Raw genomic sequence first — 24,701 nt, forward strand, 5'->3', positions numbered from 1 at the left:
GAATGTTCAATTCATGCAGTTTTATTCCTATAATATTTTTGGGGGTTTCAATCATTGAATGAAAATCAATCCGCATTTAACACAGCAAAACAAACTGCACAAAAAGTGGTAAAATGTCAGAATGATCAAGAAGTAATGGACTTTTTATCTTCGCAAGATTTACATACGCTCAACCTATTAAAGTATTATTATTCTGCCCCATCATTATCTTTTCAGTTACTTATGAAGATCGCTTTTTCCTGTATAGTAATGGCTTTGATCTTCACTTCTTTCTTGTTTATTCAAGTCAAATCACTGATACCTGTCCCAATCTTATCTGATCTTTTACCGGCAGCATTTTCCCTGTTTACAATAGGATGCATTGTGATGTTTTATATGTATATTGCACGTGAAAAGAACAGCCATTTGCCCGAAAAGCACATAACCCGAAAAGCTTATTTCGTCCGAATTGTTAATATGATTGATATGAATTTACGGAAGAAATATGATTCGCTGGCGGCTCATGTGAATGGTATACAAAGCAATCATACAATTGAAGAAACAGTTCAGCAGATCACTGCTTGCAGAAATGATGAAGAACTGATGAGATGCCTTGAGAAACAAGATACGAACAGGCTATGCCAATTAAAAGCTATTTTCTCTAAGCCTGTATTTTCTTTATATGAATTTATGAAGTGGATTTTTATTGGAAGTATTATTGCTGTTTTTCTGACAGCGCTATTCTCAGGTCAAGTCAGCTATATTCATATCCCCAGTCTTTTTCCTTATCTTCTTCTCTTTTTGTTTGTTAGAGGTCTTATCTATCTGATTAAACTGCTGCAGCTGTATCAAAAAGGACCTTTGCACTCAATATCACAATTCGCCAGAAACGCCGAACATGTCCGGGTGACGGATATGATTGATTTTGTGCTTGAACAAAAATATAAGGAAACAATGAAATAAACAAGCCATTTCCCCCTTCATCAAAAGGGGGATTTTTCATGATTCCAGAATAAATTCTCCAAGTTTCCCGTCATCATACCGTTTTCCCTCCCGCTTTTAATCAAAAATCAAACAATTCCTTCAAAAAAGGCTTTTCCCAACCGGAATTCCCTGAACAGGTATATTTATTCCCCAATATAATGGAAATAGGCAAACTCGTAAATGAAGAAGGAGCGACATTATGGGAATCATTAATGGCAAAACGTTTATTGATCGGCTTAACGGGCTTGAGAATGAAATTTGGTTTGATGGGCAGAGGGTGGGGGGAAACATTTCTGAGCATCACGCCTTTAAAGGCCTTTTGGAAACGAAGAGCTCTCTTTACAATTTACAAACGGATGAGAATATACAAGACGAGATGACGTTCTGTCTGCCCGGGAAAGAAGAACGGGCCGGGCTTTCATACCTTCAGCCGAAAACGAAAGATGACTTAAGAAGAAGAAGAAAGATGATTGAACACTGGGCCCGGCATACGCATGGGATGATGGGCAGAAGCCCTGATTACATGAATACCGTGGTGATGAGCTTCGCTTCCTCTGCGGCGCTTTTAAATGGACGGGAAAATTGTTTTCCTGAAAATATTCAAGCGCTGTACGAACGGGCTGTGAAACAGGATCTTTCGTTTACACATACATTTATTACTCCTCAGGTGAACCGCTCTCAGATGAACTTTCATCTTTCTAAAGAGCCGATTTCCGCACAAGTAGTTGATAAAAATGAAGAAGGCATCGTGATTAAAGGGGCCAGGCTTCTTGCTACACAAGGCGGCTTAACGGATGAAGTGCTCGTTATTTCTTCTCCGAGACTCTATTTTGAAACAGATGAAGCCTTTGCCTTTTCCATTTCTTCGAATACAAAAGGCGTTAAATTTATTTGCAGGGAATCGTTCGTTTTAGGGGAATCCTCATTTGATTATCCCCTCAGCTCAAAATATGAAGAAATGGATTCGATCGTTGTGTTTGATGATGTGTTAGTACCGTGGGAGCGTGTATTTTTTTACGACAATTATGAAGCGGCTAACGATTTAATCATGAAAAGCTCTTTTAATGCCTTTGCATTTCATCAAGTCGTCACCAGGCAAATTGTCAAAACGGAATTTTTGCTGGGCCTTGCTCAGACTCTGGCAGAAACGATTAATGTAAGTGAATATCAGCATATCCAGGATAAATTATCCGAAGTGATTATCGGCCTTGAAACAATGAAAGCACTTTTAGAAAAATCCGAGAACGACGCAGAGACAGATGAATGGGGATATATGAGGCCCAGCGTGATCCCTCTGCGGGTGATCAGCTCCGTCTTCCCAAAAATCTATCCCCGCTTCACGGAGATTATTCAATTGATCGGAGCAAGCGGAATGGTTACACTGCCGACTGAAAATGCCTTCGCTTCCGATATCAGGGGTGATCTTGACCAATATTTGCGGGCAGCCGAAACGAATGCCGAAGATCGGGTGAAAATTTTCCGCCTGGCATGGGATTTAACCATGAGCCCTTTCGGTACAAGACAAACTCAATATGAAAGGTACTTCTTTGGGGACCCTGTCCGCTTAACCAGCCATTTATACAAAAATTATCCGAAAGAAAAATATGTCGGTGCCATAAGCGAATTTTTAAACATCCATAAATAAAAAAGCAGAGAAAACAATCTCTGCTTATTACCGTATGTTTTTGGGAAACGGCACCCCTATTCTTTATTTTTCCTGACTACCACCATCGTAATATGCGATAACGCAAAAGACACAAGCGTATACAGCAAGGCCCATCCTATAAACGTTTTATTCAATACGGTAAACGTACATATGAGGCAAACCGCCAAAGAGGCAAGCGGCATGACATACGCGTTTTTAAACAGATACGTCCCGGCGACTGACAATATGATGATACAAAGCGGAAGCACGCCGAACGCAAAATCCAATTCATCTATCAACCTATGCACTCCTTTCGCATTCTTACATGGCCTAACACATCATATGCCCGTGTTCAAAAACGATTACAGAAAGCTTTTCCTTTGTTACAAAACACCTTCGCTTTCAGATGGATATCCCCTCTTACAATTTATTTAAAAATGAAATTTGTCACAAACCGTTTACATTCCTTCCAGACTATGATAATTTAAGAAAGCGCTATCATATACAAGTTAATCATTTTTGGATGGAGATGAGGAGAGCCAGAATAAACCGCCCTTTTAACAGGGTGATTTCTGGTTCTTTTTGTCATTTTCGCTGAGAGGAGTGTCATACATACATCATGATAGACGTTGAACAAAGGGGAGGATTTTATGTTTCAAATTTTTAAGCCGGCTCCGCACATTGAGAGACTGGATGAGTCAAAGACGGATGCGGCCTATAAACGGCTGAGGCTGCAAGTGTTTCTAGGAATTTTCATCGGATATGCAGGCTACTATTTGCTGAGGAAAAACTTTGCCTTCGCCATTCCTTATCTTCAGGAACAAGGGTTTTCTAAAACCGAGCTGGGGCTGGTGCTCGCGGCTGTGTCTATCGCTTACGGCTTCAGTAAATTTATTATGGGCATGGTGTCCGACCGATGCAATCCGAGGTACTTCCTCGCGACAGGTTTATTTCTGTCCGGTGTCGTAAATATCTTGTTTGTTTCCATGCCGTGGGTTACTTCAAGCGTGACCATCATGTTCATTTTTATGTTTATCAACGGCTGGTTCCAAGGGATGGGCTGGCCGCCATGCGGGCGGACAATGGCCCATTGGTTTTCTATCAGTGAACGCGGCACGAAGATGTCGATTTGGAATGTCGCCCACAATATTGGCGGCGGGATTCTGGCGCCTTTAGTTACTCTTGGAATCGCTATGTTCGTCACTTGGAAAAGCGTGTTTTTCTTTCCTGCCATTATTGCTATTGTTATTTCATTTGTGATTGTTCTGCTGGTTCGTGATACTCCTCAATCTTGCGGACTTCCGCCAATTGAGGAATATCGGAATGACTATCCGAAACATGCGTTTAAAGATCAGGAAAAAGAAATGACCACCAAAGAAATCCTGTTTACATATGTCCTGAACAATAAATTTCTTTGGTACATCGCGTTTGCCAATGTGTTTGTTTATTTTGTCCGGTACGGTGTCGTTGATTGGGCGCCGACTTATTTAACAGAAGCAAAGGGATTCTCACCGGAAGACTCGCGCTGGTCTTATTTCCTTTATGAATATGCAGGAATTCCGGGAACGATTCTATGCGGATGGATCAGCGACCGGTTCTTCAAAAGCCGCCGCGCACCGGCAGGCGTCCTGTTTATGGCCGGTGTGTTTATCGCCGTATTGGTGTACTGGCTGAATCCGGCCGGCCACCCGCTTGTCGATAATATCGCGCTCATCAGCATCGGCTTCCTGATTTACGGACCGGTTATGCTGATAGGCTTGCAGGCCATTGATCTTGCGCCGAAAAAAGCGGCCGGAACAGCTGCGGGATTAACGGGATTTTTCGGTTATATCGGCGGGTCCGCTTTCGCCAACGCGATTATGGGCATTGTCGTTGACCGCTTTAACTGGACCGGGGGCTTTATGATGCTGGTCGGTTCTTGTGTATTGTCTATTGTGTTCTTAGCGCTTACTTGGAATACGGGAAAAAGAGCGGAGCATGTGTAAGAAAACAACATAAAAGATTAATATTTCAGCTGCACGCTATTTACAACCGCTTTCTAATATAAAACATATATTGATAGTTTTTAAGGGGGAGAAAAAATGCGGAAAAATAGAATACTTGCTTTGGTTTTGCTTTCTTTCGGTCTGCTGTCCTTTATCGTCACACCTGTGTCGGCAAAGGGAAAGGGAAACCTGCTGTCTCCTGACAGAGTGTTAACGATTGCCCATCGGGGTGCTTCGGGATATGTACCGGAGCACACGATGCTTTCCTACGAAACCGCCCGGAAAATGAAAGCAGATTATATTGAAATGGATTTACAAATGACAAAAGACGGAAAGCTAATTGTGATGCATGATGAAAAACTGGATCGCACCACAAACGGACACGGCTGGGTGAAAGACCATACATTAGCTGAGATTAAAAAGCTTGATGCCGGTTCCTGGTTTAATAAAGCCTACCCGGAAAAAGCAAAGCCTCAATACGCCGACCTGAAGGTTCCTGCACTCGATGAAGTGTTAAAACGTTACGGCAGACACGCAAACTATTATATTGAAACAAAAGCGCCTGAGATTTACCCGGGAATGGAAGAAAAACTGATTGCCTCACTGAAGAAATATAAATTGACAGGAAAGCATGCAAAAACGGGACAAGTTATCATTCAATCTTTCAGCAAAGACAGCCTGCTGAAGATCAAAACATTAGACCCGAAACTGCCGACCGTTCAATTGTTAGAGGCCGAACAGCTATCCTCAATGACTGATGCTGACTTAACGGAAATCAAAACATACGCAGTCGGCATCGGACCGGACTACAAAGCGCTGAATGCTGAAAACGTCCGCACAATTCGCAATCACGGCCTGCTTTTACACCCTTATACGGTAAACACAGAAGCGGACATGCGCCGCCTTCTGAACTGGGGCGTGACCGGAGTGTTTACAAACTATGCGGATGTGTTCCAACAGGTAAAGAAAGATTATAAAAAATGAGATAAAAATGAGTTCGGTATGATACCGAACTCATTTTTCATTACGGTATGTCACTTGCCTTTTTCTTAAGGACAAGCATCGTGATATAGGATAAAACAAGTGACATCACGCAACCCAAAAGGACGAGTTAAAAACAGTAACCATTAATAGTAATGAAACAGCCAAACTCACAAGAGGCATGATATATATTCTTTTCCATACCCAAGTGCCAGCAATCGAAAACACGATGATGGCAAGCGGCAAAATGCCAAAAGCAATATCCAGTTCATCCATAAGAACACCTCATTTTCAGATTTAGCATTCAAAATGATTTTCATCGCACAATCTATCACATTAAAAAATCCATTTCCTGTTCATATCATGGATGATTAAGACTAAAAAACCTTGCGGGTCTTACCGCAAGGTTTTGCACATATCATTATTCTTTCCCGGCAGCCGCTTCCGCCTGCGCGCCTATTAATTGATCATTAATTTCTTTCGCATCTTTCAGATACTCAGTCTGGAATCCGCTCTTAAGCGCCCACGTATAGAAGCCAAGCGCTACAACCGTAATCAGACCCATATCCCAGCCATAAGGAATGATGTTTAAACCGCCGAACTTCTCACTGCCGAGCCATGAAATAACCATCATGCCGAGCAGATAAAAAACCATCCACACACCGCCTTTAAAGTTTCGGCGGAATCCTTTCCACTTTGCTTTTGCCTGATAGTAGAAATAAATCGGAAGTCCGATCAAGATAATAAACAGCACCTGCCCCGTTAACGGCCAGCGCGCCCAATACAGCACGAGAGACGCAAACACAAATCCGAGCGGAGCAATCACGCTGAGGCCTTTTAAACGAAGAGGCCTGTATAAATCTTTTGCCGTCCGCCGCAGCGTCATCACCGTCACTGGACCCGTGATGTAAGAAATCAGCGTGGCAACGGAAATAATTTCTGCAAGCACGCCCCATCCTCTGAATAAAAACAAAAAGATAAAGGATACGATAAGATTAAAAATCATAGCCTGGCGCGGTACGCCGTAAAGCGGATGAAGCTTTCCGAAAATGCTCGGCATGTATTTATTTTTTTCCATACCGTAGATCATGCGTGATGTCGTCGCTGTATAGGTGATGCCTGTTCCTGACGGAGATACGAACGCATCCGCATAAAGAATGATGACAAGCCAGTTGATATTTAATGCAATCGCCAAGTCAGCAAACGGAGAGTTAAAGTTCAGGTGGCTCCAGCCATGTGTGACCATGGAAGGATCAACCGCTCCGATAAACGTGATCTGCAAAAGCACATAAATGACGGTAGCGACCAAAAGTGACCCGACAACCGCAATCGGAATGGATCTGCCGGGGTTTTTCGCTTCTCCCGCCATGTTGATCGGGCTTTGAAACCCGTTAAACGCAAATACGATACCGGACGTGGCCACCGCCGTCAGCACACTCGCCCATCCGTTCGGCGCGATGCTTGACCCGGATGTAAAGTTCCCGCCGTGAAAACCGGCAAACAATAGAGCCCCGATCGTAAGCCCCGGTATAATGATTTTAAAAATCGTAATAAGAGAATTCGCTTTAGAAAATAAATTAACTGTCCAATAATTCAGTAAAAAGTAAATAATCAGCAATACGGATGCGAAGCCAAGCCCCTCTCCCGTAAGCGTGCCGTTGTGCACAAGATTGCTTGTCCACTTTGCCCATTCCCAAGGCCATGAGCTCATATATTGAATCGATGCAACCGCTTCCACAGGAATAACAGAGACAATCGCAATCCAGTTTGCCCATCCGGCAATAAAACCGATAAATGATCCATGAGAATATTGAGTGTATTTAACCATTCCCCCGGCTTCCGGGAACATAGAACCCAACTCACTGTAAGAAAGTGCGATAAAAAGAATGACGATCATACCGATAATCCAGGAAATAATCGCGGCAGGCCCCGCAATTTGGGCCGCCCGCCATGCTCCGAATAACCAGCCAGAGCCAATCATCGACCCAAGTCCGACCATCATGAGTGCAAACGTTCCCATTCTTCGATGCAATTGATTCATATAGTTAACACCTTTCAATTAATTTGTGACTCTAGCTGTCATATTTATATTATTATTCTGATTAATCGGTTTTGTCAATCTTTATCGCATTAAAGCAAACCACCAACTTCATCCGCCCATGTTTAATCACCCGTCAAGCGGGAATAACAACTGAAACGCCAGAAATAGAAAGGAGTTCTTATAATGAAACAAAAACTGCTCATTTCAGGACTTGCTGTTTCTACTGTCGGAGTGACTTCCTACCTGCTGAAAGATAAATCCAACCGCCAAAAGGTAAAGAACTTTATTCACAGCATCAAAACATCGTTTTCCAGCAAACCAAATATAGACTCATTTCCCGTCAGTAAAGCAGGCAACCCGCATCCCGAGGATATTGAAGATAACAAAATGGTATCCGAAGGCTCTATGTACCCGGTTCAATACTATGATAAAAAGAAAAAATAATTTGTTCCTCGGCTGCCTCGTCGGCAGCCTTTTTACTGCATTAAGGCAACGGTTTAAACATCCGCCAATACTAATGCGGATGATACCGGGATCACCGCTAAACAAATCACAACGGAAATCCTCAAAAAGTACGGCCTGATCACAAACTAAAAAAAGCCCGGCAGCTTGCGGGGCTTTTTTAAAACAGCAGCTCATACACCTCATTCAATTCCCTGGTACGCTTATCATCCTGCTCGTCCCGGGCGTATTTGATTTCCTTTTCAAGCACCTGATTCAAAAAATCCATCTCAAGATCATCTAGATCCTTCACAAGTTCCTCCTCATTTGCGTAATGCTTTACCCGCAATTTTTCATAAATCCTTTGGCATACCTCTTGCTCCAAATGATTCGAAAGCGATTCACGCAAATATCCGAGTGTCATATCCATCGTTTCAGTCTCCTTTCCTTTCTGAATAGCTTGCGGAAAGAGAGAAAAACTATACATAAAAGCCCGGCATCTGCATACCGGGCAAATCATTTTATTTTTGAACTTGGATTGAGAAAAATCCGCTGCTTAACGGCGTATACGGCCCATTCAGCCCTGTTGCGGAAAAAGAAAACGTACCGGAGCTGACATTTTGAAGAGGGACGCTGTAATATTTAATATATCCGGTAATGATATTACCGTTTTTCATATAATCATCCTCCAGTGCTTTTGACGTGAAGCTCGTAATGTTCGTGCCGTTGTTAAAAGCCTGAATCGTATTATTATTCGGATAGCCCTGGAAATAAACGGCCAGATAACCTGTTGTGCCTTTCATTGGAATAGAAGCACTGATTTGATTGGCACCGATATTTTCCCACTGATAATTCTGTCCGTCAGACGTGACACCGACAATGCGGATTTGCGTTAAAGCAGGAGCGGGTGCTGCAGAAGCGGATTGTGTCAGTATCCCGCTTACAAGCAACAAAACAGCGGCCGCGACGGCAAACATCATAACAATTCTTTTCTTCATGTTTCTTCCTCCCTGCAATCAGTTTTTTCCAATAGATCCTTCCATTTGTATTTTACATGAATTTCAAAGAAAAAGAATACAAGACTGCAAATGTTTGTGAACTATATATGAAAAGCTCTGGACACACCATTAATGATAAGAAAAATTCCGCAAATCCTTAAGATTACTCTCGAACTTCTGTCATCTTTTCCGAAAAAGGTTTTTCCAAACCAGCCGATCCATATATTCATCGCAATTCCTGCGAGCAATTCTATGATTCCTATGATTTCCGCCATATACAAAGCAGTCACCCTCCTACCCGTGCTTTTTTACATTAAGATTGATAAAGTAAAGTGCTGCCGCCAAAGCCGCGGTTCCAATTCCCAGAAATAAGCTTAACGGCGCGATTTGTGAGCCAATCGCAGTGCTGCCGTTCATCATGTCTTTTAATGAGCCGATCGCCCACTTTTCAGGGGTGAACGCAGACAGCACCCGCATGTACTTCGGAGCCAGCTCTAAAGAGAAGAAAGAACCGCCCAAAATGCCGCTGACCGCTATCAGAATTGAAGCGAGCGAGGTAAATTGTTTTTGGCTTTTCATAAACGGAATCAGCACCATTGTTACAGCCGTCAGTGCAAATAAATAGGCCGCAAGCACCGCTCCTGCTTCCAGAACGTTATCCGCGATGCTGATATGGAGCAAATATTTTCCGGCAGCGATGATTACAATAATATGAAGGAGGCCGAAAAGGTAAGCCGCACAGAACTTGGATACTGCGTACTTCTGATAGGAAACGGGCGTGCTCAGCAATCTGGTAAATGTGTCATTTTCCTTTTCATCAATAAATGATCTTAAGCCCTGTACCGCGACGAACCAAATGAACATCGCCAAAAACCCGATAAGCCTGTCAGCCGCTTGCCCGCCTGCTTGATTGGTATGATGCGTAACCGTTACCGCAGAACGGCCCTGCATGTTTTTTAGCAGATCAGCCGCCGTCTGCTTCCCATCGATATGCAACGTCTGGGACATGTGTTTCGCGTCGCGGACTATTTTTTTCAGCGTGCCTGCCTGTTGAGAGATAAACTGTTCTGTCAAAGCGGCATCACCTTTTTCTTCATTTTGGATAAATGATAAGCTTACTCGGTCTTTTGAAAATAACCGTTCTTCGAAATGGGGACCGATCAACAGTCCGAACGAAATATCGTGACGGTTCACTTTTTTCTTCAGTACGTCTTCAGTCACCTTCGTAAGCTTCAAATGTCCGTCCATCTGAATCATGTTCATGAATTGCTCCGAATAGACGCTTTGATCCGCATCAGCTACAAACACTTCCTTCTGCTGACTGCCATGCAGTGCAAACGAAAATAAATATGTCAGAAGGAGCGGGACGGAAATCGTCGCAAAGATGGCTATTCGATTTTGGAACATCAGCTTCAGCTGATGTTTGATCATCAAAAACATCTGCCTCATGAAACCGGCTCCTTCCGTTTAAACACCCATATTGTCATACACAAAAAGACGGCGCCGATAACGGCCAGCTCTGCCAAATCCATCGACATTCCGCTCAAACCGGCGTGCTGCGTGACACTTACATAGCTATTGATTGCTTTGCCGTTCGGTATCAATTCCTGAATGATCCGCAAGCTGGCAGGCAGGTTGTCCTTCGCGATAAAGCTTCCCCCTAAAAAACTGAACAAATACAGAATCGGAGCCGCCATGCTTGAAACAGCTGCATGATTTTTCGCCGTAAAGCCCCAAAGCAGCACCATACTGCCGATCGCAAACGAATAAACAGCCGTAACCAGAAACATCTCAAACAAATTGCCCCACTTTACTTGATACACAATGCTGCTGATCAGAATGACGGCAGCCATTTGCATAAGAATGGCAAATATAATCCCGAGAAGCTTGCCTGCCACGTACTGGATATGTAAAACGGGCATTGATTTAATTCTGAATAAGGTGCGCTGCTGTCTCTCCTCCACAATGCCGTGAACAAGCACAAATGCCGTCATAATGGAGAACATTACGACCATTGCGATAGAATAATATTGCATCGCATTCATGGAGGCTTGTTCGCCGGCCGTCTGTTTCGGAATGTTGACGGCTTTTTCACTATGGCTGTTTAGACCGCTGACCACCTTTTCAATCTCAGCCTTTGACATATGCCCGGAATGCTTCAGCACTTCTTTCTCTTCGCTGTATACGGTCTTGATTCTCGTGACAAACGAATCGGCCATCGTCTCGACAATGTCTCCGTTTACGGACGCTTTGTTGTCTGCGATGACACTGATACTTGTTTTTTTATTGTTTTCCGCCGCTTCCGTAAATCCCTTCGGCACATATACAAACACAGAGGCTTTTCCGCTTGCGACAAGCTTTTTTCCTTCTTGATAGCTGTCCGCTTCTTTGACATGGATGATATCACTTTGCTTCAGCACGCCGTCCTTTAACACATCTCCCAGCGGCTGCTCCGCGTGATCCGCATTAAAAAATGCGACATCAAATGGCCGTACTTTCGAATCTGAATCATGGAAAACCGTTCCTAATATGAGAATCATAAGCGACGGAAACAGTATCAGCTTGATGTAAAATGACTTTTGCGCTGCCAATAATCGAAAGTCCAATAATAAAAGCTGGAATATTGTTCTCATGACGCTCCCCCTATGAATCCCGCAGTGATTTTCCGGTGAGCTGGAGAAAGATGCTTTCTAAATTAGCTTCTTCGAAATGAAGGCCTGTGATGGTGAGCCCGGTTTTCCTGATACCGTCCGCGATATCAATCATATTTCGATCCACCAGCATAGAAATTTTCTGGCGGCTGAGGGCAACTTTAGAGACACCGGGAATATGATGGATTTTCTTTACGGCGTCGTCGTTCAGCTCCGCCACATTTACAATCAGGGTATCGCAGGCATTTGCCATCTGTTTCAATTCGTCTTTCGTTCCGGCTGCAATAAGAGAACCGTGATCCATAATCGCCGCTTTCTCACATAAGTACTCGACCTCTTCCATGTAATGGCTCGTGTAGATGACCGTCATTCCTTTTTCTTCATTTAATGTTTTGACGGTTTCAAGGATATGATGTCTGGATTGCGGATCAATTCCCACAGTCGGCTCATCCAAAATGAATAGCTTCGGATCATTCATTAAAGCGGCGCCGATATTCACCCGTCGTTTCATTCCGCCGGAAAATTCAGCCACTCTTTGATTCTGCTGCTCCTTTAATTCAATCATCTCCAATACCTCATCGATGCGCTTATAGAGCGCCGTACCGGAAAGGCCGTATAAGCTCCCGAAAAAAGCCAAATTATCCTTCGCGCTTAACGACTGGTATAATGCTAACTCTTGAGGGACAACGCCCATTATTTTTTTAATCGCGACAGGCTGTTCTTTCAGTGATTTGCCGTCTATATGTATCGTTCCGCCCGTCGGCGCGAGCACTGTGCTGATCATTGACACAATTGTTGACTTCCCGGCTCCGTTCGGCCCTAAAAGGCCGAATATCTCTCCGCTTTCAATTCGCAGCGACACATCATTCACAGCGATAAAATCACCGTACTTTTTTGTCAGATTTTTTAATTCGAGCATTCGTTCAGCACTCCTTGTGTCAGTCTGCTCTCATTCTACTCCTGACAATACCTGCTTACTATTCACTTTAGTACTCAATACCTATATTACTTTCGTCATATGTTTGGCAATAAAAAGAGGAAGGGAAAAGCGGGAATTACATCAGTTTTTGTAAATATAATGTGAGCTCGGTTCTGTTTGTCACTTCCAGTTTTTCAAGGATGCGGGATACATAATTTTTTACCGTGCCTTCTGTCAGAAATAAAGCCGCGCCGATGCTTTTATTACTTTTGCCTTCCATAATGTGCTTTGCCACTTCAAGCTCTCTCGGCGTAAGAATCGCCGTCAGCTCTTCACGGGGCTGTTCTTTCTCGGTTTCCGTGTTCATCTCATTGAAAGCTTTCACTACCTTTAGCGTAATCTTGGGATTCAGCATCATATTCCCTTCACAAGCAGCTTGAAGAGAGGCGATAATTTCGTCAGAATCAGCATCCTTCAGGATATAACCGTCCGCCCCGTTTTTCAGCCCGGTAAAAATATATTCTTTATCATGAAATGTCGTCAAAATGATTACTTTTACAGACGGATGCTGCATTTTTACCGCTTTTGTCGCCTCTATTCCATCCATTCCCGGCATTCTGATGTCCATCAAAACAGCATCGGGCTCGGTTTGCGAAAGCAGCTGCAAAACCTCTTCGCCATGAGAGGCCTCCCCCACGACATTGATCTCTTCATGAAGACTTAATATCATTTTCAGCCCCTCTCTGACAATAGGCTGATCATCTGCGATAATGACATTCACTTTATCGTTCCTCCTTACATGGTATATACATTTTCACATCAAATCCCGTCTCTTTTCCCGAATAAAAAACAGCCTCTCCGCCCAATGCGGCGGCTCTTTTTTCAATTCCGTTCAGGCCATTTGATTTTGTGATATTTCCACAGCCAGAGCCGTTATTATGAATATGCGACAAAATCATATCCCGCTCTTTTTGAATACGAATAGAAAAATAGGAAGCACGTCCGTGTTTCAGCCCATTTGTGATCGTTTCCTGCACAATTTGATAGATGCAGTGTTTTATATCAGGGTTCACCTCTTCTATTTCTTCATCAATATCCAGCTCAAAGCGTATATCATCCGTTTCTTGAAAATGGCTGAATATGTCACGGAGTGCTTGCTCAAACTCACGCCCGGACAAAGGATCGTGAAGAAGCATAACCGCCTGGCGCAGTTTGAGAATGGATTCCTTCGAAAGCTCATACGCCTTTTGAATGACCTGTTTCACTTTTTCCGGCTTATGGTCTGCCGCTTTGCCCGCAAATTCTAAATTCAGCCTCAGCGCCACAAGATAATGTCCGAGAGAATCATGCAATTCCTGTGCAATTCTCGTTCTTTCTTTGGAAATCGTCAGCTCCTCTATCCGGTCTGAATATTCCTTCAGTGTGGCATTAGCGGTTTGCAGCTCTTTGTTTAACTTCTCGATTTTCGATTTTTCCTGCAAATTTCTCCGATATAAATAAATAATCGCAAACATGATCACATAAGGCAGCACAATATCACTGACACCCGTACCGGCGGCATATAGACCGACAGCAAAGGCAGCGGCATTCATACTTAACAAAACAATCGATATCTTTTCCTTCGTGATGAGAATTTCCACCAATAATAGAACCATGATGACCTGTGTCCCCGCACAATAAACGCGGTACAGCAAGAAGCCCGCCATCACATTGCTCAGGAGAAAAGACCCGAAATAAAAGACGGATTGTCTTTTACCATATATCGGCTGCAAACAGTCATTGGCCGTTAACAAAATAGCAAGCACAGCTAAAAAAACCCCCAGCTTCCGTTGGGCCGGCGGAATCTGAAGAATAGTATGAAAGATTGATAGTAAGGCAAAAACTCTAATGACTAATTTCGTATGTGCTATGTTCATCGGATGCTCCTCGGCCTGCAAGATTTATGTGAGAGCGCCGGATTGTCTTTTCACATGCAACAGATCATACAGATCATACAGCTCATCAAGCGAATGAATTTCATACGTCGGAACGATACCAGACTCATTTGCTTTCTGCCCGGGATTGAACCAGCACGTATCAAGCCCGGCCATCTGTCCGCCCTTCATATCCGCGCTCAGGGAATCGCCGATAATGAGCGCTTGCTCGGCGGAAAAGTCAGGAATTCTGGCAAACACATAATCAAAATATTCCTTCATCGGCTTTTGAAAACCCGTATCCTCAGACACAAAAATGTCTTTAAAAAACGGATACAGCCCCGAGTCGTGCAAACGCTTATATTGTGATCTGGATACACCGTTTGTCACGATATACAAATCATATACAGGGTGCAGGCTTTTGATCAGCTCATAAGCGCCGTCAATGAGCTGATGCCCTTCTTCTAAGTATTGGCGGTATTTCTGATTCAGCAAAACACCGTCCGCCTCATAACCATATTCCTTAAATAACAGGGTGAATCGGGTATTTACGACTTCGTCACGAGTCATTTCTCCCTCTTCAAACGCTTTCCATAACCCTTGATTCATTGCTTTATACCGGGCCTCCACATCAGCTGTCAGCTCTATCTCCGTGTCTTGAAACAATATTTGAAGAGCATCGTTTTCTGAAGCAGTGAAGTCCAGCAGTGTATTGTCTATATCAAATAATAATGTTTGGTAATTTTTCATAGATGGTTCCCCCGGTTCTGCTTTTTTTATCCAGTATACCACTGGGGAACACGCCGATAAAGATAACCGCCGGAAACTGTTTTAAAATGAAATTGTTTCTCCATCCTCCGCGATAAAATGAAGGAATTAGGCAGGCGGGTGTGTTTGAAGATACACGATCCGCCTTGTGCAGCAAAAAGCAGATATACCGTCTGTCCATTATTTGCATGAAAAGAATTGGGCATAGTCTGACGGAGAGCCGGATCGATTTTCTTACCGAACTGTACCATTTTACTAATTATAAATTGTCGATTATCATTAACTAAAAAAGACACCTCCATTTTAGGAAGTGTCTTTCTGACTCACACAGCGTCTTCTATTTTCGTATCATCATCGGCAGCCCGCTTGCCAATGCCAAAAGCAAAGTAGCTGGCAGCCACAATCGCTAAGAAAATAACCCCGACGATCAGCGATACCCGCGTGTCATCGTTAAACCACATACCGACTAACACCATCAGTAAGAAAGCAATCGTCACATAGTTTGTCACAGGCGCGAAAGGCATTTTAAACGGATGCTTATCAAGTTCAGCACCCTTTGCCCTTCTGAATCCGAGATGGCTGATCAAAATGACGAACCACGGAATCATACCCGGAAGCACACTCGCACTGTACACATACACAAATACATTTGGCGGCGCAATATAGTTCAATACAACGCCGGCCGCTAACCCGATCAATACAGCGATTGTACCGTATAAGGGCACACCGTTGCGGGAGACTTTCTTAAAGAATTTCGGCGCTTGACCGTTCACGCCCAATGTATAAAGCATACGTCCTGCGCTGAAAATCCCGCTGTTACAGCCGGACATCGCTGCCGTAATCACAACAAAGTTAATAATACCGGCCGCCGCCGTAATCCCGATTTTCGCAAATGTAGAAACGAACGGGCTTCCGAGTGAATGAAGTTCATCCCACGGATACACAGTGACAATGACAAAAATCGCCCCGATATAGAAAATTAGAATCCGCCAGATAATGCTCTGGATTGCGCTTTTTAACGTTTTTTGCGGATCTTTCGCTTCCCCGGCGGTAATCCCGATCAGCTCGACCCCTTGATAGGCCGCAATGACAAGAGATAAAGCAAAGAAAAATCCTGAAAAACCATTTGCAAAGAAACCGCCGTGCGACCAAAGATTAGATAATCCGATCGCATGTCCCCCGTTACCGAAACCGAAGAAAATAATGCCGATTCCCGCGATAATCATTAAGATGATCGTCACGATTTTAATCATCGCAAACCAAAATTCAAACTCACCGAATGATTTCACTGAAATTAAATTCGCCGCGCCGAGAATGGCCATGGCAATGATGCCCGGTATCCATGCAGGCAGATCCGGAAACCAATATTTCATATATGAACCGACGGCAATGATTTCAGACATCCCGACGATTACCCATTGAAACCAGTTGCTCCACGCCGTCATATAGCCGGCTAACGGATGTATATACTTATGGCCGAATGTCGCAAACGAACCCGTACTCGGCTCCACATAAAGCATCTCGCCCATCGCGCGCATGATAAAAAAGATAAAAATACCGGCAATTGCATATGCAAGCAGGACAGACGGACCGGTCCACTGAATCGTGCTGGATGAACCCATGAATAAACCGACACCGATCGTACCGCCCAAAGCAATCATCTGTATATGACGCGCGCCCAAGCCTCTCTTCAACTCTTTGTTTGCCACTTCGCTTCCTCCTCTAACAGCTCTATATATTTGAAATAATGAAGCAGAAGGTGCACCTTTTTTGTACCTAACTCACTCTTCATTTCTCGCAATATTAGAAATTTTCTATTTTTCCATTGTTATAAAATCTCCAATTTCCTTATCTCATCATAATAAATTTCCGTGGAAAACACAATTGTTTTTTTCAGGTAAACACCTTTCAGTCTAAGCTGAGCAAACTCAAATAAAGCGCTTTCATTTTATTAAATTATGAATATTAAGATAATGAAATGCTGTAAACAGCCGAGAAAAAATTTCCCCGGCTTTAGGCCGTCCGCCCCCCATTCTATATAAATTTGCCTTACATCACACAAGCCCGTTTGCGCCAAAGTAAAAAGCTGAAAACCCTTCTTTCTTCCATTCTCCCTCGGATATACGATAATCCTGCTTATATGGAAAAAATTGCGGATTCATTTTCGCTAATCGATAAATGCCTCATTCAGCCGGATCAGCAGCTTGCCGAACAGTTCTTTTTCATCACCTGACCAATCGTCAAGCATACGATGATACCGTTTAAGACGCATCTGCTTATCGGCTTTTAAACGCTGCTTGCCGAGCTTTGTAATCGTAAACAGGCTGACCCGCCCGTCAGATGGATCGGAAAAACGATGGATCAGCTTTTTCGCCTCCAAGGCAGCAGCCTGCCTCGAAAGCGTGGAAATATCCAGTTTAAAGGATTCGGCCAATTCCTTGACACGCGCAGGCCCAAACTCATCTAACTGCCTTAATAACAGATAAGCCGGCCTCTCCAGATTCCCGATTTTACGGTCAGAGTTATCCAGATAAACAGCCCGCCTGATAAAGGTAGTGAGCTCATATTCAATCAATTCAATCGGATCTTGTTTCGGCAAATGGAATCGCTCCTTACAATTGACAACAGCATCATTAGTTGTATAATACAAACATATGCATTTGTATCCTGCAAACATATAAACAAGTTTTGCATACATATAGTTGTATAGTACAAATATATGTACCAAAAGTAAAGAATTTACCGTAATATCGGCAACAAGAAAGGGGGAAGCTGCTCTTCTCCAAAGAACAGCACCGTTGTGAAAGCCATACGCATTATCTTACAAATTATCATTTTATACGCATTTTCCATGATCGGAGAAGCCGCCCAACAGCTGTTTCATCTGCCCATTCCGGGAAGCATCATCGGCTTAGTCCTCATGCTCATTTGTTTGACGGCTAAGATCGTTCCTGTGAAGATCATTGAAGACGGATCGGGGTTTTTGCTTTCTTTTCTTCCATTATTATTTATACCGGCCATGGCGGGCGTGATGAATTACCCATCCCTTTTTTCCGCAAGCGGAGCCGCTCTGTTTTTGATTGTCATACTGAGCACCATCGTCACGATGATCGCTGCGGGATACGCCAGCCAGCTGTTAGAACATAAAGCCAATCAGCGAAAGGAGAAAAAAAAGTGCAGCAAGCATGCATCGCAATCATTATAATTTTATTAACGGCTGCCGCTTATCTGGCCATGGTGAAATTATATGTGCGCTATCCATACCCATTTCTCATACCCGTACTGACAACGACGATTCTGATTATCGTGCTGCTGCTCGCCTTTCACATTCCTTATAAAGACTATATGATCGGCGGAAAGTGGATTAATTCATTGCTTGGCCCCGCTGTCGTGGCATTAGCTTATCCGCTTTATAAGCAGCGCCGCATCTTGATTCAATACAGCTTCCCGATCATCGGAGGCGTGCTGGCGGGCTTATTTTCAGGAATGGTCAGCGGCCTGTTATTTGCAGAACTGTTTGGCATCGACCGGAATTTGATTCTGTCTATCATTCCAAAATCAATCACAACCCCTGTCGCCATTCAGATCGCCACCGGACTGGGCGGCGTTCCATCAATGACAGTGGTATTTGTCATGGTCGCAGGATTTTCAGGCGTCATTCTCGGACCGCTGCTTCTCAAATGGATTCGCATTCGCAGCTCACTCGGAAAAGGAATTGCATTCGGAAGCGCCTCTCATGCGCTCGGCACCTCAAAAGCAATGGAATACGGGGAATTAACGGTCTCCATGAGTTCCGTTTCCATGACGCTCTGTGCTGTGCTCGGCTCTGTATTCGGCCCCGTTGTAGCGTGGATGTTTCAGATTTAAAACAAAAAAGCTGACGGCGTATCGTCAGCTTTTTTATATGCCATTACTTTCATTTCCATTATCATGTTTCAATTGTAAGAATAATGGTAAAGTAGAATGAAAGGGAGGGATTCATAATGGATAAAGCAATTCCGCAAATGACGCTTAATGACGGTACAAGCATTCCTGCTATCGGCTTTGGTACATACGCTCTTAACGGAAATGAAGGCGTTCATGCCATTAACAGCGCTATTGATATTGGCTATCGTTTGATTGACACCGCTTATAACTACGAGAATGAAGGAACTGTCGGAGAAGCCATTCGCCGCAGCTCGGTTCCCAGGGAACAGTTGTACATTACATCCAAACTTCCCGGGCGCTATCATGAATACGACAAAGCAGTAAAAACGATCCAAGAATCTTTATACCGGGCGAACTTAGATTACTATGACTTGTATCTTGTTCATTGGCCGAACCCGAAACAAGGCCGCTACACAGAAGCATGGCAAGCCCTGATTGACGCTAAACAATGGGGTTTGATTCGTTCCATCGGCGTTTGCAACTTCCTGCCTGAACACATTGAACAGCTTGAACGTGAAACCGGCGTGAAGCCAAGTATCAACCAGATTGAATTGCATCCCGCTTTTAATCAGGAACACCAGCATAAATGGCATGAAGAACAAGGCATCCTGACAGAATCATGGAGTCCTTTAGCCCGCGCCAGTGAAATATTGAATGATAAGCAGCTTGAGCAAATTGCAGAGAAGCATCATAAAACAATTTCTCAAGTGATCTTACGCTGGCATGTCCAGCTCGGCGCTGTTCCGATTCCGAAATCATCATCCCCGGAACGCCAGCTTGAAAACATTTCTGTTTTTGATTTCTCACTTGATGAAAGCGATATGAAGGTAATCGCTTCGCTTTCCCGCCCGGACGGAAGGATTAACGGTCAAGACCCGGCGGAGTATGAGGAGTTTTAAGAGAACGAATACTCAATAAATTAAAATAAAAGGACATGGTGCAGCTTCCTTTTCAGCGAATTGATTATCTCGTAATCACAGCTGACCTGCTGATTTTAGGTCTTTCACTTGCCGTTACATTAAACGGAGGGACACGGTTTCACAATCCGTTCTTATAGAGTCAGACTGATTTAAAAAAGACCCCCTCGGGTCTTTTTTTGCGTTTTTTTCAAATCATTTACTTTACAGGATTGACGTTACATCTTTAAATACATATAATCTTATCAAAATAGTAAGAATTAGATCTGTGAAGGAAGGTGGCCATTCTGATGAAGCGAAAAAGGGTCTGCACCCTCATAATCATAGCTGCTTTTTTAAGCCTCACTGCATGTACAGCCAATGAAACAAATGGAAAGCAGCCCATTCGAATCGGATTCCAAAAAGGAAATACACTGCACCTTTTAAAAGAAAGCCGCTATTTAGAAAAACGATTAACACACGAGAAAATTGAATGGATTGAATTCGAAGGCGGCGGGGCTTTATTGGAGGCGCTGGCTGCCGGAAAGATTGATTACGGAAATGCCGCTGACGGATCAGGTATTTTTGCGCAAAGCTCCGGCAAACACATTGTTTACGTGGGTGCGAGCCCGCCAAATTTATCAGGTGTCGGTGTCGTCGTAAAAGAGAATAGCCCCATTCAATCCTTTGCTGATTTAAAAGGGAAAATTATAGCCGCGAATAAAGGGGGAAATCACCATTACCTCGCTCTCTTGGCTTTGAAAGACGCCGAGTTAACCCAGCACGATGTCAAATGGGCTTTCGTATCGGATGCCGCTCAAGGCAGGGCTGCTCTGGAATCGGGTGAAGTCGATGCTTTTGCAACGTACGATCCATTCCTGGCCGGAGTCGAAGAAAATGGACATGTAAGAACTCTTCCCCATCATGTTACGGCTTATCCGAATCGCACGTTTTACTATGCTGCACCGCAATTCGTACGCGAACATCCCGATCTGGTTAAATCCATATTAGAGGAGACTGACCGCTCAGACCGATATGCCAGCACGCATCAAAACGAAATCGCCAGCCGAATCGCGACTCTGACCGGTATTCAGTCTAATATATTGAAACGGGCGACAAAGCGAAAGAACTACGGCGTGAATACGCTGACGAAAGATATCATATCCGCCCAGCAGCAGCAGGCAGATGACTACTATCAGCTCGGATTAATAAAAGACCCGATCCGCGTTTCTGACATCATGCCTCTCGATCCTTTGTGGAAGCCTGTTTTAAAAGAAAGTAAAGGAGACGAATGATCATGAGAAAAAGTGTACTCCCCTGGCTGGTGCCGATTTTTATACTAATCGTTTGGCAATTATTTTCTTCCTCACATGTATTATCAGAGAGTCTTTTTCCTTCTCCGCTATCTGTTTTAAAAGCATTGTGGGAGCTCGTCGCAAATGGAGCGCTTGCTCTGCATTTACAAATCAGTTTAGCGCGTGCACTGAGCGGACTATTGATTGGCGGACTGATCGGCTTTATCCTCGGCATTATCAACGGCTGGTCAGCGCTTTCCTTCCGTCTCCTGGATACAACCATCCAAATGATCCGGAACATTCCGCACTTTGCCCTTTTGCCGCTTGTCATTGTCTGGCTTGGAATCGGCGAAGCTCCGAAAGTATTTCTCGTCGCGCTCGGCGTCATGTTTCCCGTCTATATTAATACGCTCCATGGCATTCGGAATGTGAACCGCGAACATATTGAAATGGGGAAAATGTACGGCTTACGCGGTTTTCAATTATTCAAACAGATTTATTTCCCTTCCGCTCTCCCTTCTATATTCGTCGGCTTTCGTTATGCGCTCGGCGTTATGTGGCTGACCTTAATCGTTTCTGAAACAATCGCCACAAGCAACGGAATTGGCTACCTTGCCATGAATGCACGTCAATTTATGCAGACGGATGTCATTATCGTCAGCATTTTAGTCTACGCCTTATTAGGCAAAGCAGCCGACATCATTGCTCATATCGGTGAGCGCTATGCGCTGAAATGGCATCCTAATTATCAAAAGCAAGGATAGGAGTGAAAAAAATGGCACAGCCCTCTCAGAAAATAGAGTTGTATAGCCAAGCAAATGAGCAAGCGGCCCAAATTAAATTGGATCATGTCAGCAAACAATTCGGCGGCACACAAGTCTTAAAAGACATTTCTTTGACAATTGAACAAGGCCAATTCACGGCCATCGTCGGAAGAAGCGGGAGCGGAAAAAGCACATTTCTCCGCATTCTGGCCCAGTTAGAGCAAACGAGCTCAGGCCAACTGACATTCAGCGGCACAGATGAGAACAGCACCACAATGATGTATCAGGATTCACGGCTGCTGCCATGGAAAAAGGTCATCGATAATGTATTAATCGGGCTGCCGAAAGAACGGACAGAAAAAGCAGAGGAAGTGCTGAAAGCAGTCGGATTGTGGAACTACCGCCACGCATGGCCGTATAAGCTGTCAGGCGGACAGCAGCAAAGGGTTGCCCTTGCCCGTGCTCTCATCAGAAAGCCATCCCTTCTGCTGCTGGATGAACCGCTCAGCGCATTGGATGCCCTCACCCGTCTCGACATGCAACAATTGATAGAAAAACTATGGAAACAAAATGGATTTACAGCTGTGCTCGTCACACACGATGTGCAGGAAGCGGTCCGCCTTTCTGACCGTGTCATCATGATCGAAGACGGAGAAATCAGCTTCGACATCTCGATCCGCGCTAAACGCCCCCGCTCCTTGTCTGACAGCACACTCATCCAGATTGAACATGAGATCTTGCATCGAATTCTTCAGCGGACATGACAAAGGGATGATGCGGCCGGACGTCCAACAAGAAAAGCTGACGGAATCACTCGTCAGCTTTTTCACCTTTTTCTCTAGGATAGCCAAGTAACGTGTGAAACTTTACAGTAAAGGCTGTCAAGTTTACATTCAATACTGAATGCTAATAGGAAACACTTATCCTGTTATAACAGCATACAATCAATAAACACCCTGTTAAAATTCTTTTTTATGATATATAGCTGTAGCGATAAAAAAAGAAATTATATATAATATAATGCCGAAGAAGATATATATAATCGGGACAGATAAAGATGGATTTATGTGTAAAAATGACAGCGGTAATTGTTCTGATACATAACCAACTACGCTTTGCAATCCAAAGGTAGCAAAAAGCCCTCCCATTGCACCTCCAATTACAATAGCATCAGACTTTTCAGGGCCTATAATGTAGAGAAGAGGGTATACTATTGCACCGGCAAAGAGAACGATGAAAGTTCCAAAAGAAACAATATGAAATATGCCGTCAATAGGTTCATCAGAAACCAGGCTGTTTATAAAGAAAATACAATAAGATAATATAGCTCCGATAACAACAACCAAAATATAGAAGAAATAGTGACTTTGAACAATATTTGTTCTGCTGACCGGTAAAGTCAGCACATACTTGTCATAACCAGACTTGCTTTCATACTTTATAACCTCAAGTGCGGGCATAACCACAAACAAAATAATTAGCATAGCAACGAAACGATGCATTGAAGCATCCCCAAAATAAAAAATGACTGCTGATATCAATATTGCTAACCCCGTGTATGCAAAGAAGCTTCGATAAACCAAGTAATAGTTAGTCAGTAACAGACCTCTCATTTTTTTCACTCCTAGTTAAAAAGACGCTGATTTCTTCTATTGAAATGGTTTTTGCCGTTATGCCATTCGGCAATTTCTGTTTATCCGATACAAGCACACTCCAATAAGAACCATTATTCCTTTTTGCAAGAACTATATTTTCGTTGAGCGCAGCCAATTGAGCTTCATCAACATCTGCAACAGTATATCTTTCAAGGACCCTATCTTTCTCTTCATTTAATAAAATTTCACCATCTTTAATAATAATGATATGGCTGGCTATCTTCTCGACATCAGACATAATATGCGATGAAAGTAAAATACCGCCGTTGCTTTTACTCACAAAGCTTTTTAATTCATTTAACAGATCATCTCTTGAAGAGGGATCAAGCCCTCCTGTTGCTTCATCCAGGATTAATAATTTTGCATTATGCGACAAAGCAACAGCTACGGATAACTTCATTGACATTCCACGCGAGAACTTTTTTACTTTTTTGTCCATAGGCAAGGAAAAAGAATGAACTAACCGATAAAAATCGTCTTGGTCCCAAGTGTCGAATAGTTTTTTAAATACATTATTCAGCTGCTTTATCGTAAGATGCGCAGGCAGATTCATCGCATCAAATACTACCCCAATATCTTCTTTGAACCTTATGTGTTTATCCAGATTCTCTTTACCAAAGATTTTAACTTTGCCTCTATCTTGAGAGATTAGCCCTAATATTGTTTTAAATGTAGTTGATTTGCCTGCGCCGTTATCACCGATGAAACCCACAATTGATCCAGCCGGCACATTGAATGTGATATCTTTTAAAACAGCTTTATCACCAAAAGATTTGCTAACGTTTCTTATTTCTAAAAGATTTGGCATCATTCCACTCCTATAATTGTTGTCAGGACTTTTTTATGAATGAACCGAATT

At 43.5% G+C, this 24,701-nt stretch carries 26 protein-coding genes and 1 pseudogene; 11 read left to right on the forward strand and 16 right to left on the reverse strand.

Going from position 1 to position 24,701, the window contains the following annotated elements; genetic code table 11:
• The first annotated feature begins 54 nt into the window (after positions 1-54).
• Both J7E26_RS11935 and hpaB read left to right on the forward strand, forming a co-directional pair.
• The gene (locus J7E26_RS11935) at positions 55-942 is read left to right on the forward strand and encodes a hypothetical protein (protein WP_214804172.1); all 888 of its coding nucleotides are present in this window, start codon (positions 55-57) and stop codon (positions 940-942) included.
• Positions 943-1,162: 220 nt separating this feature from the next.
• Entirely contained in the window at positions 1,163-2,608 is a 1,446-nt protein-coding gene (gene hpaB / locus J7E26_RS11940) for a 4-hydroxyphenylacetate 3-monooxygenase, oxygenase component (RefSeq protein WP_214813347.1), read from the forward strand.
• A gap of 56 nt (positions 2,609-2,664) precedes the next feature.
• Here the strand turns inward: hpaB and J7E26_RS11945 are convergent, their stop codons facing one another.
• Complete coding sequence (locus J7E26_RS11945; RefSeq protein ID WP_214804174.1) at positions 2,665-2,907, reverse strand: DUF2651 family protein; 243 nt, start codon at positions 2,905-2,907, stop codon at positions 2,665-2,667.
• Positions 2,908-3,258: 351 nt separating this feature from the next.
• On the opposite strand from J7E26_RS11945, the gene glpT reads away from it, so the two are divergent.
• Both glpT and J7E26_RS11955 read left to right on the forward strand, forming a co-directional pair.
• Positions 3,259-4,593: a glycerol-3-phosphate transporter gene (glpT, locus tag J7E26_RS11950; RefSeq protein WP_214804175.1), complete on the forward strand. Its 1,335-nt coding sequence runs from the start codon at positions 3,259-3,261 to the stop codon at positions 4,591-4,593.
• 96 nt (positions 4,594-4,689) lie between these two features.
• Positions 4,690-5,577, forward strand: a complete 888-nt coding sequence (locus J7E26_RS11955) for a glycerophosphodiester phosphodiesterase (protein WP_214813353.1) — start codon at positions 4,690-4,692, stop codon at positions 5,575-5,577.
• A gap of 40 nt (positions 5,578-5,617) precedes the next feature.
• On the opposite strand, the pseudogene J7E26_RS11960 reads toward J7E26_RS11955, so the two are convergent.
• Both J7E26_RS11960 and J7E26_RS11965 read right to left on the reverse strand, forming a co-directional pair.
• Positions 5,618-5,850 (reverse strand): annotated as a pseudogene (locus J7E26_RS11960) (DUF2651 family protein).
• A gap of 145 nt (positions 5,851-5,995) precedes the next feature.
• Positions 5,996-7,615: a glutamate/serine transporter AimA gene (locus J7E26_RS11965; RefSeq protein WP_214813354.1), complete on the reverse strand. Its 1,620-nt coding sequence runs from the start codon at positions 7,613-7,615 to the stop codon at positions 5,996-5,998.
• 183 nt (positions 7,616-7,798) lie between these two features.
• On the opposite strand from J7E26_RS11965, the gene J7E26_RS11970 reads away from it, so the two are divergent.
• Positions 7,799-8,059 carry a hypothetical protein gene (locus J7E26_RS11970; protein ID WP_214804178.1) on the forward strand — a complete coding sequence of 87 codons (261 nt, stop codon included), beginning with the start codon at positions 7,799-7,801 and terminating at the stop codon, positions 8,057-8,059.
• 178 nt (positions 8,060-8,237) lie between these two features.
• On the opposite strand, the gene J7E26_RS11975 is transcribed toward J7E26_RS11970, so the two are convergent.
• From J7E26_RS11975 to J7E26_RS12020, 11 genes are all read right to left on the reverse strand, one after another.
• A complete protein-coding gene (locus J7E26_RS11975; protein WP_214804179.1) occupies positions 8,238-8,486 on the reverse strand; it encodes a sigma-G-dependent sporulation-specific acid-soluble spore protein CsgA in 249 nt (82 codons plus the stop codon).
• Between the two features lie 91 nt (positions 8,487-8,577).
• Complete coding sequence (locus tag J7E26_RS11980) at positions 8,578-9,054, reverse strand: DUF4879 domain-containing protein (protein ID WP_214813355.1); 477 nt, start codon at positions 9,052-9,054, stop codon at positions 8,578-8,580.
• A 101-nt stretch (positions 9,055-9,155) separates the two neighbouring features.
• Positions 9,156-9,335, reverse strand: coding sequence for a hypothetical protein (locus J7E26_RS18310; RefSeq protein ID WP_251034705.1), 180 nt, complete (start codon positions 9,333-9,335; stop codon positions 9,156-9,158).
• A gap of 13 nt (positions 9,336-9,348) precedes the next feature.
• Positions 9,349-10,503 carry an ABC transporter permease gene (locus J7E26_RS11985; protein WP_214813367.1) on the reverse strand — a complete coding sequence of 385 codons (1,155 nt, stop codon included), beginning with the start codon at positions 10,501-10,503 and terminating at the stop codon, positions 9,349-9,351.
• Positions 10,500-11,687: an ABC transporter permease gene (locus tag J7E26_RS11990; RefSeq protein WP_214813370.1), complete on the reverse strand. Its 1,188-nt coding sequence runs from the start codon at positions 11,685-11,687 to the stop codon at positions 10,500-10,502. Before J7E26_RS11990 ends, J7E26_RS11985 begins: the two co-directional genes overlap by 4 nt.
• Before the next feature lie 10 nt (positions 11,688-11,697).
• On the reverse strand, positions 11,698-12,624 hold the full coding sequence (locus tag J7E26_RS11995; RefSeq protein WP_214813374.1) for an ABC transporter ATP-binding protein: 927 nt from the start codon (positions 12,622-12,624) through the stop codon (positions 11,698-11,700).
• Between the two features lie 136 nt (positions 12,625-12,760).
• Entirely contained in the window at positions 12,761-13,405 is a 645-nt protein-coding gene (locus J7E26_RS12000; protein ID WP_214813377.1) for a response regulator transcription factor, read from the reverse strand.
• Between the two features lies 1 nt (position 13,406).
• Positions 13,407-14,540: a sensor histidine kinase gene (locus tag J7E26_RS12005; protein WP_214813380.1), complete on the reverse strand. Its 1,134-nt coding sequence runs from the start codon at positions 14,538-14,540 to the stop codon at positions 13,407-13,409.
• A gap of 24 nt (positions 14,541-14,564) precedes the next feature.
• Positions 14,565-15,287, reverse strand: coding sequence for a YjjG family noncanonical pyrimidine nucleotidase (locus J7E26_RS12010; RefSeq protein WP_214813381.1), 723 nt, complete (start codon positions 15,285-15,287; stop codon positions 14,565-14,567).
• A gap of 341 nt (positions 15,288-15,628) precedes the next feature.
• Positions 15,629-17,014, reverse strand: a complete 1,386-nt coding sequence (locus J7E26_RS12015) for an amino acid permease (RefSeq protein WP_214813382.1) — start codon at positions 17,012-17,014, stop codon at positions 15,629-15,631.
• A 458-nt stretch (positions 17,015-17,472) separates the two neighbouring features.
• The gene (locus tag J7E26_RS12020) at positions 17,473-17,904 is read right to left on the reverse strand and encodes a MarR family winged helix-turn-helix transcriptional regulator (RefSeq protein ID WP_214804188.1); all 432 of its coding nucleotides are present in this window, start codon (positions 17,902-17,904) and stop codon (positions 17,473-17,475) included.
• Positions 17,905-18,105: 201 nt separating this feature from the next.
• On the opposite strand from J7E26_RS12020, the gene J7E26_RS12025 reads away from it, so the two are divergent.
• From J7E26_RS12025 to J7E26_RS12050, 6 genes are all read left to right on the forward strand, one after another.
• Entirely contained in the window at positions 18,106-18,510 is a 405-nt protein-coding gene (locus J7E26_RS12025) for a CidA/LrgA family protein (protein ID WP_214804189.1), read from the forward strand.
• Entirely contained in the window at positions 18,480-19,172 is a 693-nt protein-coding gene (locus tag J7E26_RS12030; RefSeq protein WP_214804190.1) for an LrgB family protein, read from the forward strand. The genes J7E26_RS12025 and J7E26_RS12030 overlap by 31 nt, the downstream gene beginning before the upstream one ends.
• A 116-nt stretch (positions 19,173-19,288) precedes the next feature.
• On the forward strand, positions 19,289-20,131 hold the full coding sequence (locus J7E26_RS12035) for an aldo/keto reductase (RefSeq protein ID WP_214804191.1): 843 nt from the start codon (positions 19,289-19,291) through the stop codon (positions 20,129-20,131).
• A gap of 308 nt (positions 20,132-20,439) precedes the next feature.
• Positions 20,440-21,423, forward strand: a complete 984-nt coding sequence (locus tag J7E26_RS12040; RefSeq protein ID WP_214804192.1) for an aliphatic sulfonate ABC transporter substrate-binding protein — start codon at positions 20,440-20,442, stop codon at positions 21,421-21,423.
• Positions 21,424-21,425: 2 nt separating this feature from the next.
• Positions 21,426-22,187, forward strand: a complete 762-nt coding sequence (locus J7E26_RS12045) for an ABC transporter permease subunit (RefSeq protein ID WP_214804193.1) — start codon at positions 21,426-21,428, stop codon at positions 22,185-22,187.
• An 11-nt stretch (positions 22,188-22,198) separates the two neighbouring features.
• Positions 22,199-22,951, forward strand: coding sequence for an ATP-binding cassette domain-containing protein (locus J7E26_RS12050; protein ID WP_214804194.1), 753 nt, complete (start codon positions 22,199-22,201; stop codon positions 22,949-22,951).
• A gap of 195 nt (positions 22,952-23,146) precedes the next feature.
• Here J7E26_RS12050 and J7E26_RS12055 read toward each other — a convergent pair whose 3' ends face one another.
• Positions 23,147-23,800 (reverse strand): ABC-2 transporter permease, encoded by a 654-nt coding sequence (locus tag J7E26_RS12055; RefSeq protein WP_214804195.1) that lies wholly within the window; start codon positions 23,798-23,800, stop codon positions 23,147-23,149.
• Positions 23,778-24,650, reverse strand: a complete 873-nt coding sequence (locus J7E26_RS12060) for an ABC transporter ATP-binding protein (RefSeq protein ID WP_214804196.1) — start codon at positions 24,648-24,650, stop codon at positions 23,778-23,780. Before J7E26_RS12060 ends, J7E26_RS12055 begins: the two co-directional genes overlap by 23 nt.
• Positions 24,651-24,701: the final 51 nt, after the last annotated feature.

It is taken from the genome of Bacillus sp. ISL-51 (assembly GCF_018613535.1).
Lineage (GTDB): Bacteria > Bacillota > Bacilli > Bacillales > Bacillaceae > Bacillus.

Excerpts from the sequence above, each read along its gene's own strand:
- J7E26_RS12045 (WP_214804193.1), top strand. The coding sequence starts at position 21,426 with ATGAGAAAAAGTGTACTCCCCTGGCTGGTGCCGATTTTTATACTAATC.
- J7E26_RS11970 (WP_214804178.1), top strand. The coding sequence starts at position 7,799 with ATGAAACAAAAACTGCTCATTTCAGGACTTGCTGTTTCTACTGTCGGA.
- J7E26_RS11965 (WP_214813354.1), bottom strand. The coding sequence starts at position 7,615 with ATGAATCAATTGCATCGAAGAATGGGAACGTTTGCACTCATGATGGTC.
- J7E26_RS11980 (WP_214813355.1), bottom strand. The coding sequence starts at position 9,054 with ATGAAGAAAAGAATTGTTATGATGTTTGCCGTCGCGGCCGCTGTTTTG.
- J7E26_RS12055 (WP_214804195.1), bottom strand. The coding sequence starts at position 23,800 with ATGAGAGGTCTGTTACTGACTAACTATTACTTGGTTTATCGAAGCTTC.
- J7E26_RS12040 (WP_214804192.1), top strand. The coding sequence starts at position 20,440 with ATGAAGCGAAAAAGGGTCTGCACCCTCATAATCATAGCTGCTTTTTTA.
- J7E26_RS12005 (WP_214813380.1), bottom strand. The coding sequence starts at position 14,540 with ATGAACATAGCACATACGAAATTAGTCATTAGAGTTTTTGCCTTACTA.
- J7E26_RS11985 (WP_214813367.1), bottom strand. The coding sequence starts at position 10,503 with ATGAGGCAGATGTTTTTGATGATCAAACATCAGCTGAAGCTGATGTTC.
- glpT (WP_214804175.1), top strand. The coding sequence starts at position 3,259 with ATGTTTCAAATTTTTAAGCCGGCTCCGCACATTGAGAGACTGGATGAG.
- J7E26_RS12035 (WP_214804191.1), top strand. The coding sequence starts at position 19,289 with ATGGATAAAGCAATTCCGCAAATGACGCTTAATGACGGTACAAGCATT.
- J7E26_RS12050 (WP_214804194.1), top strand. The coding sequence starts at position 22,199 with ATGGCACAGCCCTCTCAGAAAATAGAGTTGTATAGCCAAGCAAATGAG.
- J7E26_RS11995 (WP_214813374.1), bottom strand. The coding sequence starts at position 12,624 with ATGCTCGAATTAAAAAATCTGACAAAAAAGTACGGTGATTTTATCGCT.
- J7E26_RS12060 (WP_214804196.1), bottom strand. The coding sequence starts at position 24,650 with ATGCCAAATCTTTTAGAAATAAGAAACGTTAGCAAATCTTTTGGTGAT.
- J7E26_RS11990 (WP_214813370.1), bottom strand. The coding sequence starts at position 11,687 with ATGAGAACAATATTCCAGCTTTTATTATTGGACTTTCGATTATTGGCA.
- J7E26_RS12010 (WP_214813381.1), bottom strand. The coding sequence starts at position 15,287 with ATGAAAAATTACCAAACATTATTATTTGATATAGACAATACACTGCTG.
- J7E26_RS11975 (WP_214804179.1), bottom strand. The coding sequence starts at position 8,486 with ATGGATATGACACTCGGATATTTGCGTGAATCGCTTTCGAATCATTTG.
- J7E26_RS11955 (WP_214813353.1), top strand. The coding sequence starts at position 4,690 with ATGCGGAAAAATAGAATACTTGCTTTGGTTTTGCTTTCTTTCGGTCTG.
- hpaB (WP_214813347.1), top strand. The coding sequence starts at position 1,163 with ATGGGAATCATTAATGGCAAAACGTTTATTGATCGGCTTAACGGGCTT.